Source organism: Achromobacter sp. ACM02 (genome assembly GCF_014851605.1).
In the GTDB taxonomy this organism is placed as follows: domain Bacteria; phylum Pseudomonadota; class Gammaproteobacteria; order Burkholderiales; family Burkholderiaceae_B; genus Achromobacter; species Achromobacter aegrifaciens.
The window spans coordinates 66,419-83,616 of record NZ_JACUZY010000009.1; the positions used below are offsets into that span (position 1 = coordinate 66,419).

The 17,198-nt window shown below is 65.3% G+C and carries 18 protein-coding genes; 12 read left to right on the forward strand and 6 right to left on the reverse strand.

Annotated features, from left to right (window positions below; genetic code table 11):
• Position 1 precedes the first annotated feature (1 nt).
• The 5 genes from IB258_RS24780 to IB258_RS24800 form a co-directional block, all read right to left on the reverse strand.
• Positions 2 to 973, reverse strand: coding sequence for a thiamine pyrophosphate-dependent dehydrogenase E1 component subunit alpha (locus IB258_RS24780; protein ID WP_119450671.1), 972 nt, complete (start codon positions 971 to 973; stop codon positions 2 to 4).
• A 235-nt stretch (positions 974 to 1,208) separates the two neighbouring features.
• On the reverse strand, positions 1,209 to 1,982 hold the full coding sequence (locus IB258_RS24785; RefSeq protein ID WP_054457855.1) for an IclR family transcriptional regulator: 774 nt from the start codon (positions 1,980 to 1,982) through the stop codon (positions 1,209 to 1,211).
• 83 nt (positions 1,983 to 2,065) lie between these two features.
• Positions 2,066 to 2,842: an enoyl-CoA hydratase/isomerase family protein gene (locus IB258_RS24790; protein WP_192328976.1), complete on the reverse strand. Its 777-nt coding sequence runs from the start codon at positions 2,840 to 2,842 to the stop codon at positions 2,066 to 2,068.
• Positions 2,839 to 4,983, reverse strand: coding sequence for an acetate--CoA ligase family protein (locus IB258_RS24795; protein ID WP_370539856.1), 2,145 nt, complete (start codon positions 4,981 to 4,983; stop codon positions 2,839 to 2,841). The genes IB258_RS24790 and IB258_RS24795 overlap by 4 nt, the downstream gene beginning before the upstream one ends.
• Complete coding sequence (locus IB258_RS24800) at positions 4,973 to 5,974, reverse strand: tripartite tricarboxylate transporter substrate binding protein (protein WP_054457858.1); 1,002 nt, start codon at positions 5,972 to 5,974, stop codon at positions 4,973 to 4,975. Before IB258_RS24800 ends, IB258_RS24795 begins: the two co-directional genes overlap by 11 nt.
• Positions 5,975 to 6,203: 229 nt before the next feature.
• Here IB258_RS24800 and IB258_RS24805 point away from each other — a divergent pair, with 229 nt between their 5' ends.
• Genes IB258_RS24805 through IB258_RS24835 form a run of 7 tightly spaced genes read left to right on the forward strand, consistent with a single transcriptional unit; the run spans position 6,204 to position 11,680 of the window.
• Complete coding sequence (locus tag IB258_RS24805; RefSeq protein ID WP_192353337.1) at positions 6,204 to 7,352, forward strand: acyl-CoA dehydrogenase family protein; 1,149 nt, start codon at positions 6,204 to 6,206, stop codon at positions 7,350 to 7,352.
• Entirely contained in the window at positions 7,349 to 8,158 is an 810-nt protein-coding gene (locus IB258_RS24810) for an enoyl-CoA hydratase/isomerase family protein (RefSeq protein ID WP_054457860.1), read from the forward strand. Before IB258_RS24805 ends, IB258_RS24810 begins: the two co-directional genes overlap by 4 nt.
• Positions 8,155 to 9,306 carry a thiolase family protein gene (locus IB258_RS24815; protein WP_054457861.1) on the forward strand — a complete coding sequence of 384 codons (1,152 nt, stop codon included), beginning with the start codon at positions 8,155 to 8,157 and terminating at the stop codon, positions 9,304 to 9,306. The genes IB258_RS24810 and IB258_RS24815 overlap by 4 nt, the downstream gene beginning before the upstream one ends.
• A gap of 1 nt (position 9,307) precedes the next feature.
• Positions 9,308 to 9,709 carry a Zn-ribbon domain-containing OB-fold protein gene (locus tag IB258_RS24820; RefSeq protein WP_119450625.1) on the forward strand — a complete coding sequence of 134 codons (402 nt, stop codon included), beginning with the start codon at positions 9,308 to 9,310 and terminating at the stop codon, positions 9,707 to 9,709.
• A complete protein-coding gene (locus IB258_RS24825; RefSeq protein WP_119450624.1) occupies positions 9,706 to 10,101 on the forward strand; it encodes a hypothetical protein in 396 nt (131 codons plus the stop codon). The genes IB258_RS24820 and IB258_RS24825 overlap by 4 nt, the downstream gene beginning before the upstream one ends.
• An 8-nt stretch (positions 10,102 to 10,109) precedes the next feature.
• Positions 10,110 to 10,502 carry a MaoC family dehydratase gene (locus tag IB258_RS24830; protein ID WP_119450623.1) on the forward strand — a complete coding sequence of 131 codons (393 nt, stop codon included), beginning with the start codon at positions 10,110 to 10,112 and terminating at the stop codon, positions 10,500 to 10,502.
• Between the two features lie 17 nt (positions 10,503 to 10,519).
• Positions 10,520 to 11,680 carry an acyl-CoA dehydrogenase family protein gene (locus IB258_RS24835; RefSeq protein WP_054457865.1) on the forward strand — a complete coding sequence of 387 codons (1,161 nt, stop codon included), beginning with the start codon at positions 10,520 to 10,522 and terminating at the stop codon, positions 11,678 to 11,680.
• Between the two features lie 13 nt (positions 11,681 to 11,693).
• On the opposite strand, the gene IB258_RS24840 is transcribed toward IB258_RS24835, so the two are convergent.
• Positions 11,694 to 12,605, reverse strand: coding sequence for a LysR family transcriptional regulator (locus IB258_RS24840; protein WP_054457866.1), 912 nt, complete (start codon positions 12,603 to 12,605; stop codon positions 11,694 to 11,696).
• Between the two features lie 262 nt (positions 12,606 to 12,867).
• On the opposite strand from IB258_RS24840, the gene IB258_RS24845 reads away from it, so the two are divergent.
• The 5 genes from IB258_RS24845 to IB258_RS24865 are packed head-to-tail and all read left to right on the forward strand — an operon-like array spanning position 12,868 to position 17,184.
• Complete coding sequence (locus tag IB258_RS24845) at positions 12,868 to 13,644, forward strand: 5-oxoprolinase subunit PxpA (protein ID WP_054457867.1); 777 nt, start codon at positions 12,868 to 12,870, stop codon at positions 13,642 to 13,644.
• 37 nt (positions 13,645 to 13,681) lie between these two features.
• On the forward strand, positions 13,682 to 13,924 hold the full coding sequence (locus tag IB258_RS24850) for an acetyl-CoA carboxylase (RefSeq protein WP_119450622.1): 243 nt from the start codon (positions 13,682 to 13,684) through the stop codon (positions 13,922 to 13,924).
• A gap of 8 nt (positions 13,925 to 13,932) precedes the next feature.
• A complete protein-coding gene (locus tag IB258_RS24855) occupies positions 13,933 to 15,333 on the forward strand; it encodes an acetyl-CoA carboxylase biotin carboxylase subunit (protein WP_175214339.1) in 1,401 nt (466 codons plus the stop codon).
• Positions 15,330 to 16,202: an allophanate hydrolase subunit 1 gene (locus IB258_RS24860; protein ID WP_192353338.1), complete on the forward strand. Its 873-nt coding sequence runs from the start codon at positions 15,330 to 15,332 to the stop codon at positions 16,200 to 16,202. The genes IB258_RS24855 and IB258_RS24860 overlap by 4 nt, the downstream gene beginning before the upstream one ends.
• Positions 16,195 to 17,184, forward strand: coding sequence for a biotin-dependent carboxyltransferase family protein (locus tag IB258_RS24865; RefSeq protein WP_054457871.1), 990 nt, complete (start codon positions 16,195 to 16,197; stop codon positions 17,182 to 17,184). The genes IB258_RS24860 and IB258_RS24865 overlap by 8 nt, the downstream gene beginning before the upstream one ends.
• Positions 17,185 to 17,198 lie beyond the last annotated feature (14 nt).

The following is a 17,198-nucleotide window of genomic DNA, read 5'->3' on the forward strand; positions in this document are numbered from 1 at the left end:
CTCAGTTCGCCTCGTTCATGGTGTAGACATCATTGCGCGCGTCCTCCCACACGGGCTGGCGCCCCATGCGCGCGCGTTCGACCGCGCGTTCGACCTGGGCCTGGACCTCCTCGAACGCCTGTTCGCGCTGCGCCTTGGCGACCCCGTTCTGATCCAGCACCGCTTCGAAGCGCGCTACCGGATCATGCTCGCCCAGGCCCTCGATCTCTTCGGAAGGGCGGTACTTCTGGGGATCCCCTTCATAGTGGCCGCGCCAACGGTGAGTGATGCACTCCAGCACCCGCGGACCTTCACCGGCGCGTATGCGCGCCACGGCCGCGCTGGCGGCGTCGGCCACCCCCAACACGTCGTTGCCGTCGATTTTTTCGTGGGGAATGGAAAAGGCGGCCGATAGCTTGTCCAGCGGCGCCACGAACTGTTTGTGGGTGGGAGAAAACTCGGCCCAACCATTGTTCTCGCACAGGAACAGCAACGGCAGGCGCCACAGCGCAGCCAGGTTGAGGCTTTCATGCAGCACGCCTTCGGCCATGGCGCCGTCGCCAAAGAAGGCCACCGCCACGCAGTCCTTTTTCTGTACCTGATGGGCCAGTGCGCTGCCCAGGGCTATCGGTATGCTGGCGCCGACAATGGCGTTGGCCCCCAGCATGCCGATGGACAGGTTGGCGACGTGCATCGAACCGCCACGGCCCTTGCAGATACCCTCTTCGCGCGCCATCAGCTCCAGGAAGAAATCTTCGATGTCGATGCCCTTGGCCAGGGCATGACCATGGCCACGGTGGGTCGAGGCGACGGTATCGTCCGCCCGCAGCACCATACCCATCGCAGCGGCGACGGCCTCCTGGCCGATGCTCAGATGGATGAAGCCGGGCACCTCCCCGTCCGCGAACAAGCGTCCGAGCCGGAGCTCGGCCAGCCGGATGCGCAACATGCGCCGGTATGCGTCCAGCAACTGCTCTTTGTTGGCGCTAGCCACCATTGCCTCCTCGTAACAACCGCTATTTTTGATTCCACGCCGCCTGCCTTGGCGTCATGCTGTTACATATAAGTTATCGGTCAGTTAATTTACTAACCGTACGGTTAGATGAATCATAAGCAAAGGTTCTCGAGAACGTCAATCGGGTTTTTCAGGGAGTTTTCCCGCGCTGGAACGGGCAGCGGCCGCGCTGCCCGCACGGCGACACGGGCAGCGTGGCGTCAGCGGTGGGGAATCAGGCGCGGCCGCCCGAGAGTGCGCGGGAGATCAGCGCGGCGCGGTCGCGCAGGTCAACGCCCAGGCGCTCGAGCGCCTCGCCCGAAACCTGGGCGCTGAAGCCAACGGCGCTGATGGCCATGGCGGCTTTGCCGAATTCGTCGAGCACCGCGGCGGAAACCGTGCTGACGCCTTTGACGTAGTTGCCGGCGTCCACCGCGTAACCCTTTTCACGGGCATCGCGCACGCCTTCCATATAGTCCTTGAAAGGCGGCTTGTCGTCCCACCTCAGGTTGTCGAAACGTTGCCGCAATTCCTTGTCATCCAGCCCGGAATGGGCCGCCATGCAGCGGCCCAGCGCCGCGATGTACATGGGCAGTCGCTGGCCCACGCTCATGTGCACGCGCACCGAACTGTCGGTGTCGGCACGGTCCACCAGCACTACGCGCTCATTGGACGTGCGCTGCCAGAGCGTCGCAGTCACGCCGTGGCTGCGCGCGATATCGCGCAAATGCGGATGCACCAGCCGCACGTAGGATCCCTGCTCCAGCGCGCCCTTGGCGAGCTCGACCAGCCCCAACGCGATGGAATAGGTTTTCGTGGCTTCATCGAACGACACCAGGCCTTCATATACCAGCGTCTTGAGGAAGTTGTAGCAAGTGCTGGAATTGAGTTGCAGGTCGCGCGCCACGCGGGTGACCCCCACGCCCGAGGGCGCCGCGCTCAGGTAGCGCAGGACGCGTAATCCGCCCACGAGAGCACCTACGAGTTTTTCCGGTTGTTCGGTCGTCATTCTGAAGACAGAGAATTTCTCTGGATAGAAAAGAGCAAAAATTGTGGCATAGAGCGCCTGCCCGCACAAACCCGGCGGGCATATCAACCGGAGCGCCTGGCGCGCATGCTGGAAAGATAGCCGCGTATGGTTTCCTGCACGCCGGGCCTGGCGAAGTTTTCGTGCATCAGGGGCTCGAGCGCTTCGATGCGTCCGACGGCGCAATCGGGCGGCTCCAGCAACAAACGCGCCTTGCGGGCAATGACCAGCGCCTCGCGGCGCGCGATGTAGAACGCCAGGCGCTCGGCGGAAAGCCGCTCGAAGTCCTCGGTCGGCAACACATCGGTCACCAGTCCCAGGTCGCGGGCGGGCTCGGCCTTCAGCAGTTGGCCGCTGAGGCACAACTGGCGGGCCCGCGCGCCGCTGATCTTGGTTTCCAGCGCGGTCTGGACCATGACGGGGTACATGTTGAAAGCGATTTCCGGGCACGCGAGCGTGAGGTCCGCCGAGGCAATGACGATGTCCGTCATCGCCAGCAGGATGACGCCGGCCCCCGCCGCCTTGCCTCGGGCGACAGCCAGGACGGGAGCCGGCGAGCGCGCCATGGCGGCCATCAGTTCACGCAGGCCCTGCCCCTGCGCTTGCAACAACGCCGCACTGCGGACGAACTCCTCGATATCGCCGCCGGCACAGAACAGGGAGGGAGAAGCGCTGCGGAGAACGATCAGCCCAATCCCTGCGGCCGGGGCGCTTTCAATCGCGCGCCGCAACACGTCGAGCATTTCCACGTTCAGGGCGTTGGCCTTGGCCGCACGGTCCAGGATCAGCGTACGGACGCCAGCGGCGTCGTGAACCAGCACATGGTGCGAGGATGCCGTCATTCGAACCTGCTCACGACCGCATCGAGCACCCAGGCCTGCCCCTCGCCCACTGCCAGCGGATTGATCTCGATTTCCGCCAGGTCCGGCCGCGCCAGGAATGCTTCGCACAACCCCGCAATCTGCCGAGCCAGAGCTGGCAGGTCAACGGCGCCGCGCCCCCGAAACCCCTGCAGCAGCTTGGCCGAGCGCAGGCCCTCGATCATTTCCCGGATGCCTTGAGCGTCCAGCGGCAGCAAACGGCAGACCACGTCGGGATCGAGCTCCACTTCCACCCCGCCGCGGCCCAGCGTCAAGGTGGGGCCGAATCGGACGTCGCGGCGTAGGCCCAGCAGCAATTCGTGGTCGAAGCGCTGCATGGATTCGAGCAGGATGCCCCTCGCGTCGATGCCCCTGTCGCTGGCGATTGCGCGCAGGCGCAGCAGGGCTGCTCGCAATTGCTCGTCGTCCATGATGCCGAGCACCACGCCGCCTATGTCGCTCTTGTGCAGGACAGTACTGGCCTGCAGCTTGGCGACGACGGGGTAAGCCAAGGGCGCGGGCAAGCGGTCGGGCATATCGCCGTCCACCAGCACGCCGTCGGGGATGCCGGCGGTTCCGAGTTCGCGCAATAGCGCCTTGCTGTCCCACTCAAGCAGAAACGCGATACTAGCGGCCGGCATCGCATCGCACCGGGGTGCCGGCAACGCCGGCGCCGTCAGCGCCGCATGGCGCAAGCCATTCAGACGCACAGCAGCGCCCAGGGCTGCAACCGCGGGCGGGATATCGCGGAACACGGGTATGCGCGCCTGCTCCAGCACACTCACCGACTCTTCCTTGGCGCCGATCCAGATCACCACGATGGGACGATGGGTACGCTGGCGCGCCTGGGCGATGGCGTCGGTGAACGCCGTGGCGATGCTGTGCATCAGGCCGACGAACAGCACGATGGCGTCGTTGCCCGGGTCTCGCGCCACGGCCTCCAGCGCCCTTGAAATGCTGGCGGTGTCCTGCACCACATTGCCGGTCAGGTCCAGCGGATTGGCCGCCTTGACGAAGGAAGGCAACACCGGCGCCAGCGCCTGGGCCGTCTGCGGCGCAAGCGCGGGCAGCTCCAGCGCCCAGCGTTCGGCTTCGTCCGCGATGAGCACGCCCGCGCCTCCCGACACGGACATGACGGCCAAGCGCTTGCCCTGCGGCACGCTGTCGAACAGGAACAGCCGGGCCACATCCATCATCTGGCCCAGCGAATCCACCCGCAGCGCGCCATGCTGACGCAGGCAGGCGTCATACAGGGCATCGTCGCCGGCCAGCGCTCCCGTATGCGAAGCAGCAGCCGCCGCGCCCGCCTGCGAGCGACCCGCCTTGATCGCGATGACCGGCTTCCCGGCTGCCGCCGCGCGCAGCAGCGCCCGTCGGAACGCCAGGGAATCGCGGATATCCTCGACGTAAAGTCCGATGACGCGCGTCTGCGGATCGTCGGCAAGATAGGCAATGGCCGACGCCGCATCCATGTCGCACTCATTGCCGGTGGTGATCCATTTGCTGAATCCCAGGCCAGAACGCAGGCAGATGTCCATCCAGTACGCGCCCAACGCGCCACTCTGGCTGACGAAGGCGAAGCCGCCCTGCTTGATTGGCGTTTCCTCCAGTGCGGTGGTGAACGAGGCAATGAGTCCGGTGGCGCTATTGGCCACGCCCAGGCAGTTGGGGCCGAGTATCGTGACGCCTTGGGCCCGCGCTAGTTCGCCCAGCCTGCGTTGCAGCGCCGCGCCTTCTTCGCCCGTTTCGGAAAAGCCCGAAGAAAACACGACGAACGCCTTGACGCCCGCGGCCGCGCCCTCGCGGATCACATCCTCGACCAGCCCCGCCGGCGTACCGACTATGGCCAGATCCACCGGCTCGCCTATCGAGGCCAACGAGGGATAGCTCTTGAGACCCTGCACCTGATCGCGCGTCGGATTGACCGGAAACAGTTTGCCGACAAAGCCGCGCGACAGCATGTAGGCCAAAGGTCGGCCGGCGATCTTCCCCGGATCGGCTGAAGCGCCCACGATGGCCACGCTGCGCGCCTCCAGCACGGCGGCCGCGCGCGCCGCCCCTGCCAGCGCCTGCGGTGACGCGCCGCCCACGATGTTCATGTCTTCCATCATTTCAGTTCGCATCGATGCCCGCCGTCTTGATGACCTGGTCCCAGCGCTTCATCTCGCCGTCCAGGAACTCGCTGAAAGCCTTCGGCGCGGAAGCTACCGGAATGACGCCCTGCCCCAGCAGACGCTTGCGCACGACGGGATCCTCGAACTCCGCGCGCACCGCTCCCTGCAATTTGTCGACGATGTTCTTGGGCACGCCGGCAGGCGCAACCAGGCCGAGCCAGGTATTGCCGTTGAACCCCGGCAAGCCGGATTCATTCAGCGTGGGATAGTCGGGATAGGCCGGCGACCGCTCCAATCCGGTAATCGCGATCAGCTTCAGCTTTCCTGACTTTACATAGGGTTCGGCCGAAAGCGCGTCGACGAACATCACCGAAAGCGACCCGCCGAGCAGATCCGTCAACGCCTGTGCGCTGCCCCGGTAAGGCACGTGCACCAGCTTGATGCCGGCGGCCTGCTGCAGCAACTCGCCTGAAAGATGATTGGATTGTCCGACGCCCGCAGAGCCGTATGTCAGGGTGCCTGGCTTGGACTTTGCCAGCGCGATGAACTCCTTGAGGTTGGACGCGGGGACCGCAGGATTGGCGACCAGGAAGTTGGTCAGCTCCACCATTTGCGTAATGTTGCTGAATCCGCGCGCGGTGTCGTACTGCAGCTTGGAATACATGCTGGGATTGATGGCGTGGCTGGTCGCTACCGCCCCCAAGGTGTAGCCGTCTCCCGGCGCGCGCGCCACTGCCTGAGTGCCGATGGTGCCGCCGCCTCCCGGCAGGTTCTTGACCACGGCAGGCTGGCCCAGGCGTTCGATGCCGTGCGCGGCCGTGCGCGCGATAGTGTCCAGGATGCCGCCCGCCGAGGACGCCACGATCACCTCTATCGGTTTGGACGGGTAGACAGGCTCGGCACGGGCCGACCCTGAGCCCAAAGCCATAAAGGCAGCCGCAGCCAGGCTGGCCGCCCGCGACGAGAATGAGGATTGAAGCAGGGGTAATCCGGTCTTCATGTTGTCTCCTTTATTCTGTATAGCGAATATTTATCTTTATAGCGAATAAAGTCTAGGATTGACCCTCCGGCTTGTCAAGGACAAAACCGCCTGATCCGATGATTGACGCATCAATGAACGCTGGCTATTATATTTTTTAACGAGAATACTATTCTCTATAAAGAATTTAAAGATGCCCGACACGCCAAGGGTGACGGGCATCGCCAGCGGAGACAAAAGGAGCATATCCGTGAGCTTGAGCTTTGCGTTTTCCAGTGAACACGAAGCCGTCCGCGATACCGTGCGGCGGCTTTGCCAGGATGAACTCGCCCCCCTGGTCTTCGATGCTGAAGAACAGGAAACCTTTCCGAAGCACGTCTTTGAACGCTGGGGCGATCTGGGCCTGCTGGGCGTGCGTTATCCGGAAGCCGATGGCGGCAGCGGCCTGGACAAAATCAGCGACTGCATCGTGCGCGAAGAGCTGAGTTACCTGTCCCAGGCGTTCGCCTCCACCTGGTCGGCCCATACGCATCTGGGCATCTGGCCCATATGGAAAGCAGGCACGCCGGCGCAGAAGGCGCGTTTCCTGGCGCCCGCGCTGGCCGGCCGGAAAGTGGCCGGCTTCGGCCTGAGCGAACCGGACGGCGGCTCCAACGTGCGCGCCATGAAGACCCGGGCCGAACGCGTTGAAGGCGGTTGGCGCCTGCATGGCAGCAAGCTTTACATCACGAATGCGCCCTTTGCCGACTTCCTGCTGGTAGCCGCGCGCACCAGTCCCGACCTCCGTCCTGGCTCGATCAGCCTGTTCATCGTCGAACTGCCCAATCCTGGCTTCGAAATTTCCAAGCTCAAGAAGGAAGGGATACGCGCGTCGGAAACGGCGCTTATCCACATCGACAAGGCCTTCGTGCCCGACGATTGCCTGCTCGGCGAAACCGAAGGCACGTATCCACTGATCCTGGAATCGCTCAGCGAAAACCGGGTCGGCGTGGCGGCCAATGCCCTGGGCATGGCGCGCGCGGCCTTCGATGCCGCCACCGCCTACGCCAACGACCGTCTGGTGGCCGGCAAGCGCATCGGCCAGTATCAGGCCATCGGCCACAAGCTCGCCGAGATGTCGGCGCAGATCGAAGCGGCCCGCTGGCTGGTCTATTACGGCGCCTGGCGCGTGGATCAGGGAACCCTGGACGCGGCCACGGCCGCGCGCGTCAAGCTGGTCGCCAGCGAAACCGCCGTTTCGGTCAGCGAGCAAGCCATCCGTATCTTCGGCGGCGCCGGCATCATGCGCGAGTATCCGGTCGGCCGCATCCACCGCGACGCGCTGGTCTACATCATCGGCGAAGGCACCAGCGAGATCCAGAAGAACATCATCGCCAACAGCCTGGGATTCAAGCCATGAACGACTATGTCCTGCGCGAGCGCCGCGGCGCGACACTCCTCATCACCCTGAACCGTCCCGAACGACGCAACGCCTTCGATCTCGAGGTGCGCCAAAGCCTGGCCGAAGCCGTGCTTCAAGCGCGCGACGACGACACGGTCAAAGCCGTGGTCATCACGGGCGCCCAGGGCGTGTTCTGTGCGGGCGGCGATCTGAAATCGCTGTCCGAGGCCAAACGGCCTGTGTACAAGGACCGGGATCGCATACGCCGTCTGCACACCTGGTTCCATGAGCTGGTCAATCTGGAAAAGCCCGTCATTGCCGCGGTGGACGGCCCCGCCTTTGGCGCGGGCTTCAATCTGGCATTGGCCTGCGATTTCATCCTGGGCACGCCGGGCGCGCGGTTCTGTGCCGTTTTCGGACGCATCGGCCTAGTGCCGGACCTGGGCGGCTTTTTCCTGTTGCCGCGCATCGTCGGCCTTCAGCGCGCCAAGGAACTCGTGTTCTCGGCACGCGAAGTGGACGCCGAAGAAGCGCGCGCCCTCGGCATCCTGTACCGCATCGTCCCGCCGCAATCCCTGCTGGACGAGGCATTGGCGCTTGCCGCCCGATTCCATGCCGCATCGACCGAAGCGCTGGGCATGTCGAAGAACATACTCAACCGCTCCTTCAACCTGGACCAGAACACGCTGGCCGAACTGGAGGCCCATGCCCAGGCGCTGGCTCTGCACACGGTCTACCACGACGACGCCGTGGCGCGATTCCTGGACAAGCAGCCCCTCGCATTCAACTGGTCCGCCAAGCCCGGCAAGGACGGCGCCGCATGAGCATGAACGCCTACATCACTGGCGCCTGCGACACGCGCGTTGGCGAACTGCCAGGTTCCAGTTGCATGGGCCTGCACGCCGAAGCGGCATTCGGCGCGATACGCGACGCGGGCCTGGACCCCGGCGACATCGACGGCGTGTTGTGCGCCTATTCCTTTACCGAGCCGCACCTGATGCTCGGTTCCGTGTTCTGCGAATACGCGGGCCTGAGTCCGAACTTCTGCACCGCGATACAGGCCGGCGGCGCCAGCGCCTGCATCATGGTCATGCAGGCGGCCGCCCTGGTGGCCAGCGGCCAGTGCAACCACGTCCTGGTCGTCGCGGGCGACAACCGTCTGACGGGGCTGTCCCGCGACGGCGCGGTGGCGGCGCTGGCCGAGGTCGGCCACCCGCAGTTCGAGCGCCCCTTCGGCATCAGCGTGCCCGCTTCCTATGCGCTGGTTGCGCAACGCTACATGCACGATTACGGTGTGACATCCGAGCACCTGGCAGCAATCGCCGTGGAGCACCGCCGCCATGCCGGCCGGCATCCCAAGGCCCACAAGCGCGAGCCGATCTCCATTGAGGACGTGTTGAACTCGCGCGAGATCAGCACGCCACTGCGCATGCTGGACTGCTGCCTGGTTTCCGACGGCGGCGCGGCGCTGGTGGTCAGCCGCCGCCCTGCCACCAACACCAGCCACCGTGCCGTGGAGATCCTGGGTGCGGGCCAGGGCCATACGCACGAACATATCGTGTCCGCACCCAGCCTGGTCGATTTCGGCTGCAAGGCCTCGTCGGCACGCGCGTTCGCGGCGGCCGGCCTGAAGCCCGCCGACATCGACGTCGCTCTCATCTACGACTCGTTCACCATCACCTTGCTGGTCGAACTTGAATCCATTGGATTCTTTGCGCGCGGCGAAGCCGGGCCCGCCGCCCTGCAAGGCCAGTTGGGCCTGGGCGGCGCCCTGCCCTGCAATACCCATGGCGGCCTGCTGTCCTATGGCCACTCCGGCGCGGCCGGCGGCATGTTCCATGCGGTCGAGGCCGTCCATCAATTGCGCGGCCAGGCGGATGCCCGCCAGGTGGATGGCGCCAACCTGGCCTTCGTGCACGGAGACGGCGGCATCCTTTCCGCCCACTGCTCACTCATCCTGGGAGCCGCCTGAAATGGAAAAGCCCTCCATACGCCCCACCGCGGAAACGCAGCCTTTCTGGCAAGGTTGCCGCGACCGCAAGCTGCGCTACCAGACCTGCGGCGAATGCGGCGCGGTGCAGCGCATTCCGCGCAGTGTCTGCACTCATTGCCACGGACAGCAGCTGAAGTGGAACGAATCCGCCGGACTGGGCACCGTGCTCAGCCATACCACGGTGCATCGTGCACCGAACGCGGCCTTCAAGGCCGAAGCGCCCTATGTAATCGCCCTGGTCGACCTGGACGAGGGATTCCGCTTGATGGTCAACACCCGCAATGACGCCAACTCGCCGCTCGCCATCGGCCAGCGGGTGCGGATCGGATTCGAGCCCCGCGGCGACCACCTGCTCCCGATTGCCGAACCGGAGACGCCATGAGCGCGCTGTATACCTATGACAGCTTTACCCCTGGTTCCGTGCTGGGCGAATGGGAAGAGCCGCTCGACGCGAGGCTGCTGGCGCTCTGGGAACGCCTGTTCGGCCAGCACGCGCAGGACGCACCGGCCAGGCAGGCCGGCCTGGCCGTCGCGCTGATGATGCGCGCCTACCTGAACGTGGTGACGCCGCGCCCGCCCGGCAACATCCATGCGCGGCAAGCGCTTTGCGTCCAAGGGCTGCCGCGCTCTGGCGAACGCGTACGTTCCACGGTGCGCTGCCTGGACAAGGAAATGCGGGGCGAACGTCGCTATCTACGACTTGAAGTCGCTGGCGAGGGCGCAACTGGACGCCCCCTCTATACCGGCCGAATGAATCTGATCTGGGCCGCCTAGGACACACCATGACGCCTACACTGGAAGAAGTATCCATGAAGGTCACTCAGGCGGACATCGATCTTTATGCCGAACTGACCAACGACTTCAATCCCCTGCACGTAGATCCGGCATTCGCCTCGGCCACGCCCATGGGCGGCACCATCGCCCACGGCACGCTGTCGGTCAACCTGATCTGGCAATCGCTGGCGCGCAGCTTCGGTGCCGCGGCGCTGGAACGATTCGACCTGGACATCCGCTTTCTCAAGCCGCTGCATGCCGGCGGCCTCATCACCGCAGGCGGCCAATGCGTGGCCGATGCACCAGGGAGATATGACGTCTGGGTAAGAGATGCCGGCGGCGTCGCGCTGATCGCCGGCCACGTCACGCTAGCCGACGCCGGCGCACCGGCAGCCAACTGAACCAACCGGAAACAGCCATGCACCTGACCCACGAGCATCGCGAACTCGAACGGACCACCCGCCGCATCATCGCCGAACACCTGGACCCCTATCTGGACGAGTGGGAGGCCGAGCAGATTTTCCCTGCGCACCGCGTGATGAAGGCCTTCGGATCCGCCGGGCTGCTGGGCATAGGAAAGGCGGCAGAGTATGGCGGCATGGAGCTGGATTTCAGCTACGAAATGGTCTTCGCCGAGACCCTGGGCGAAGTCCGGTCCAGCGGGCTGACCTCGGCCATCGGCGTGCAAAGCACGATGTGCACTCCGGCCTTGGCGCATCATGGCAGCGATGCGCTCAAGCGCGCTTACCTGGCGCCCACCATCGCGGGAGATCTGGTCGGCTGCATCGGCGTAAGCGAAGCCTCGGCAGGCTCGGACGTGTCGCAGATAAAGACCTGGGCGCGGCGCGACGGCGACGACTACGTCATCAACGGATCGAAGATGTGGATCACCAATGGCGTGCAGGGCGACTGGATCTGCCTGCTGTGCAATACCTCGCAGGACGGCGGACCGCACAAGAACAAATCGCTCATCATCGTGCCATTGAACGCTCCCGGCGTCAGCGTGTCGCGCAAGCTGGACAAGCTGGTGCTGCGCGCCTCCGATACGGCCGAACTGTTCTTCGACGACGTGCGGGTACCAGTCAGCAACCGCATCGGCGAAGAGAACATGGGCTTCATCTACCAGATGGAGCAGTTCCAGGAAGAACGCATGTTCGTCGCGGCGCGCAGCATGCGGTCGATGGAGCGGGCCATCGAAGAGACCATCGAATACGCCGGCCAGAGGCAAGTGTTCGGCGGCACAATCCTGTCCAATCAGGTGGTCTACCACAAGCTCGCCGAAATGCAGACCGAGATCCAGGCACTGCGCTCTCTGCTGTACCGTGCCATCGAGCAATACCTGGACGGCCAGGACATCGCGCAGTTCGCCTCCATGGCGAAGTACTACGCTGGCAAGCTGTCCATGAAGATTCCCAACGAATGCCTGCAGTTCTGGGGCGGCCAGGGCGTCATGAACGAGAACTGGATCTCTCGCGCCTATCGCGACCTGAGGCAGACGGCCATCGGCGGCGGCGCCAACGAGATCATGCTGGAAGTCATCGCGAAGACCATGGGCATACATCCCGGCAAGCGGGCGTAGCGCCGGTCCGCGTTCAGCCCGCCCCGCCCCGCTGCGCCATGTAGGCATGCCGGAAATAGTCCCGCACCGCCTGCATGGCGGGCGACACTTCCGCGCCCCGGCGCCAGGCCAACCCGACGTTCATGGGCGGAATCGGGTCCTTGAGCTGTACCGTTTCAATCCGCCGCCCCTCCAGCGACCAGGGCCGGTAGACCATGTCCGACAGCAGGGCCACGCCGCTGCCGTTGGCCACCATGCTGCGCACCGCCTCGACGGATGAGGTGCGCAGCCGCACGTCGGGCTTGAACGGAGTTTCGTTCCAGTAGCGCAAGGCGGTGTAGGCCGCCTCGTCCACGGTCAGCATGATGAAGGGTTCGCGCGAGACGTCCTCCAGGGTCACGGCGTCCGCCGCAAGCAAGGGATGCCTGGCCGGCAGCCACAGGCGTCGCGGCGAGCCGAAGAAATGCTCCACCGCCAGATCCGGATTGGCGACGTTGGAGGTCAGCAGCACCGCCATGTCATAGCGGTTTGCGATCAGGCCTTCCTCGATTGCGCTGCGGTTCAGTTCGTGCAGCTGGATGTCCAGGCGCGGATACAGCTGAGACAGCCGCTGCAGGTGATACGGCAGGAAGTAGCCGATCACCGTATAGGACGCCGCCAGCAACAGGCGGCCCGAGACCTCTTCCGCCGTCGCCGGCATGCGCAGGGCTTCGTCGACCGACGACAGGATGTTGTAGGCGTGGTTCAAGAAGGTGCGGCCGCTGTGAGTCAGCGTCACGCCGTGGGCGCCCCGCAGGAACAGCGCCGTGCCCACTGTCTCCTCCAGTTCGCGGATGGCGCTGGTGATGGCCGACTGGGATATCGCCAGCTGGATTGCCGCCTGCGAAATCTGGCCCAGTTCGGCTGCGGCGATGAAGTATTTGAGCTGACGTAGGGTAATCGACATGTCTGGTCTTATCTTTTTAATCGATATCTTTACCCCAGAATATCTGAATATTCTCTCTGCGATCCGATGCGTCTTATCAGGGGTATCCCTTATTTTTCATAGGAAAAACGTCGGAACGATGCTGCCAATTCGACGGATAGTTATCTAAAAAACAGATATTGATCGATCAATAAAAAGATCTTTTTGTCCCCCTCGGCCTTGGCTAATGTTCACGTCACACGCCGCGTCGAATGCGGCGAGCAACGCCAAGGAGCCTCCGGCAATGAGCAAACGCAGCATCGACCTCAACTCGGACATGGGGGAAGGATTCGGCCCGTGGACCATCGGGGACGGCGTGGACGAAGCGATCATGCCCTTGATCAGTTCGGCCAACATCGCCACGGGATTCCATGCCGGCGACCCGCGGATCATGAACCGCACGGTGTTGCAGGCCCGCGAACACGGCGTCTGCATCGGCGCCCATCCCGGCTTTCGCGACCTGGTCGGCTTCGGCCGGCGGGACATGCGCGAAAGCGCCGAAGCGCTGGTGCACGACATCGTCTATCAACTGGGCGCGCTGCGCGAATTCGCCCGACTGCACGGACTGCGCCTGCAGCACGTGAAGCCGCATGGCGCGCTGTACATGCAGGCCGCCCGCGACGAAGCCTTGTCGCGCCGTTTGATCGAAACGCTGCAGGAGCTGGAGCCCACGCTGGCGCTGTACTGCATGGAAAGCTCGGTCACCTACCGTCTGGCGCGCGAACTGAACCAGCCCGTGGTGCGCGAGTTCTACGCCGACCGCGACTACGACGCCAGCGGCTCCATCGTCTTCACCCGCTACACCCAGCCGCTGGACCCCGCCCAGGTCGCCGAAAAAGTGCTGCGCGCCTGCACCGAGGGCCGCGTGCGCACGGTCGAAGGCAAGGACATCCCCATCGACTTCGATTCCGTCTGCATACACAGCGACACACCCGGCGCCCTGTCCCTGGTGCGCGCCACCCGCGAGAAGCTGGAAGCCCACGGTATCCGGATCGCGCCGCCCAGCGTGACCGGCCCCTGACCCCCTGCCGCCCGAACGACATTCCAAGGAGAAAACCATGCCGTTGCACGATATTCCCAGCCCCCTGCCCGGAACCTTCTACCGCCGCCCCAGCCCCGACGCTGCCCCCTTCGTGGAGCGGGGCGCCACGGTCGCCGCCGGCGCCGTGATCGGCATCGTCGAGGTCATGAAGCAGTTCAACCAGATCGAAACGCCCACCGGCGGCGTGGTGGCCGAGATCCTGGTGGAAGACGGCGAGCCGGTGGAAGCCGGACAGCCCCTGCTGCGCATCGAGGGATAGGCCGCGCCATGTCCGATACCCATCTTCCCTACCGGCCGCGCAACATCCACAAGGTGCTGGTGGCCAACCGCGGCGAAATCGCCTTGCGCATCATCCGCGCCGCCCGCGAACTGGGCATGCGCACCGTGGCCGTATACAGCGAAGCGGACCGAGACGCGCTGGCCACGCGCATGGCCGACGAAGCGGTGCTCATCGGCCCCTCGCACGCGACGCGCAGCTATCTGAACACCGAAGCGCTGCTGGAGGCCGCCCGCAGCACCGGCGCCCAGGCAGTACATCCCGGCTACGGCTTCCTGTCGGAAAACGCGGCATTCGCGCAGGCCGTGAGCGACGCCGGCCTGATCTTCGTCGGGCCCGATGCCGCCACCATCCGCACGATGGGCGACAAGGCGGCGGCGCGCGCCTGCGCCCAGGCGGCCGGCGTGCCGACGGTGCCTGGCAGCGAAGGCGTGCTGTCATCGCTGGACGAAGCCCTGACCCATGCCGCCATCATTGGCTACCCGCTCATGATCAAGGCAGCCGCGGGCGGCGGCGGGCGCGGCATACGCGTGGTGCGCGACGAAGCCGAACTGCGCGCGCAGATGCCGCAGGCCCAGGCCGAGGCGCAGGCGGCCTTCGGCGAAGCCGGTGTATACCTGGAGCGCTATCTGCCGCGCGCGCGGCACATCGAAGTGCAGGTTCTGGGCGACGGCAGCAACGCCGTCCACCTGTATGAACGCGAATGCTCCCTGCAACGGCGCCGGCAGAAGGTATTGGAAGAAGCGCCCTCACCCGCCCTGAACCCCGCCACCCGGCAGAAACTATGCGAATCGGCGGCGCAACTGGCGCGCTCGGTCGGGTACCGGGGAGCGGGCACGCTGGAGTATCTGTATGACGACAGCCGCGGCGCCGGCGAGTTCTACTTCATCGAGATGAACACCCGCATCCAGGTCGAGCACCCCATCACCGAAGCCATCACGGGCGTGGACCTGGTGCGCGAAATGCTGCGCATCGCCGACGGCGAACCCCTGCGCTTACGCCAGCAGGACATCGCCATCCGCGGCGCAGCGATCGAATGCCGCATCAACGCCGAAGACCCCAAGCGCAACTTCGCGCCCAGCCCTGGCAGGGTGGAACACGTGCGCTGGCCCGGCGGGCCCGGCGTGCGCGTGGACTCGATGCTGTATCCGGGCTGCGCCGTGCCGCCCTACTATGACTCGCTGCTGGCCAAGCTGATCGTCTGGGACGAGAGCCGCGCGGCGGCGCTGGCGCGCATGGCGCGCGCGCTCGACGAAGTGGAACTGACGGGCGTGCATTCAACGCTGGCCCTGCACCGCGAACTGCTGGAGGATGCGGACGTGCTGGCGGGCCGCTACCACACCAATTATCTTGAAGCCTGGATGCAAAGGGACCGGGAGGAAAACCAATGAGCTTGCGCTACACCCATGGCGGCGACGAGTTCATCTTCGTCGAGATCAGCGAGGACATGTCGCTGGAATCCTTCTTCAAGGGCATGGCGATCACGCGGGCGCTGCGCGAACGCGCGGTCGACGGCGTGACCGAGATCTGCCCGGCCAACGCGTCCTATCAAGTACGGTACGACCCCGACCGCATCGCGCCGGACGCCCTGCTGGCGCTGCTGCGCGAGCTGGAGGCGGGCATAGACCTGGCCAACCTGACGCTGGCCACCCGCATCATCGAAGTGCCGGTGTACTACAACGACCCCTGGACCCACGAGACCCTGATGCGGTTTCGCGAAAGGCACCAGGATCCGGAATCCACCGACCTGGAGTACGCGGCCCGCATCAACGGCCACGACTCGGTGCAGGGCTTCATCGACGCCCACTCCGGTTCGCCCTGGTTCGTGTCCATGGTGGGCTTCGTGGCCGGGTTGCCCTTCATGTACCAGATGGTGGAACGCGAGCGCCAGCTGCAGGTTCCCAAATACCTGCGCCCCCGCACCGATACTCCCAAACACACGGTGGGACACGGCGGCTGCTTCGGCTGCATCTATTCGGTACGCGGTGCGGGCGGCTACCAGATGTTCGGCGTCACGCCAGCACCCATCTTCGAACCTGCCCAGCGCCAGGCGCATCTGCGCGATTCGATGGTGTTCTTCCGCCCGGGCGACATCGTGAAGTTCAAGCCCATCACCCGCGACGAGTACGACCAGGCCACGGCGCGGGTCGAGGCCGGCAGCTTCGACCTGCGCATCCGGCCCGTGTCGTTCTCGCTGGCCGAGTTCCAGCGCGCGCCCGATGCCTGCAACGCCCAACTGCTGGAGACGCTCCATGCCTAACGATCCCATCATCGAAGTCATCAAGCCCGGCCTGGCCACTTCGGTGCAGGACACGGGCCGCCTAGGCCACTACCACCTGGGCATACCGCCGTCCGGCGCGCTCGATCAGTACGCGCTGGCCGCCGCCAACCTGCTGGTGGGCAATGCCGCCGGCGACGCGGTGCTGGAATGCACGCTGCTCGGCCCGGAGCTGTTGTTCCACCGCACCGCCGTGATTGCCGTGACGGGCGCCAGCATGATCCCCAAGATCGACGGCGTGGCGCAGGCCTGCAATGTGGCGCTGGCGGTGCAGGCCGGCAGCCGGCTGTCGTTCGACTTCGTGCAGGCCGGCGCCCGCGCCTGCCTGGCGGTCGCGGGCGGCATCGACGTCCCTGTGGTCCTGGGCAGCCGCTCGACCTACGCGCTGGGCGCTATCGGCGGGCACGAAGGCCGCAAGCTGCAGGCCGGCGACCGGCTGGCGGTGGGCCGGGCGTCCATCCGCACACGCGTGGGCCGCGAACTGCCGGCCGCGTTGGCCGAGGCCCCGCCCAAGACGCAGACGCTGCGCGTGCTTCCGGGTCTATACGATCACCGCCTGGAGCCAGAATCCGCCGCCACTTTCTATGAAGACGCCTGGACCGTGACCTCCGAGGCCGATCGCATCGGCTACCGCTACAAGCAGGGCCGCCCGCTACGCTTTCGCGCCCGCGAGCAACCTTTCGGCGCGGGCGCCGATCCGTCGAACATCGTCGACGCCTGCTATCCCATCGGCTCCATCCAGGTGCCTGCGGGCGTGGAACCCATCATCCTGCATCGCGATGCGGTGTCCGGCGGCGGCTACGCCATGATAGGCACGGTCATCAGCGCCGACCTGGACAAGGTCGGTCAGATGCAGCCCAACCAGAGCGCCCATTTCGAGCGGGTGACGCTGGAGCAGGCGGTGGCCGCAAGGCGCGACTACCGCGCCCGCTTCGAGCGGCTGCATCAGGCGCTCAGCGGCTGATCCTCGGGGCGCGG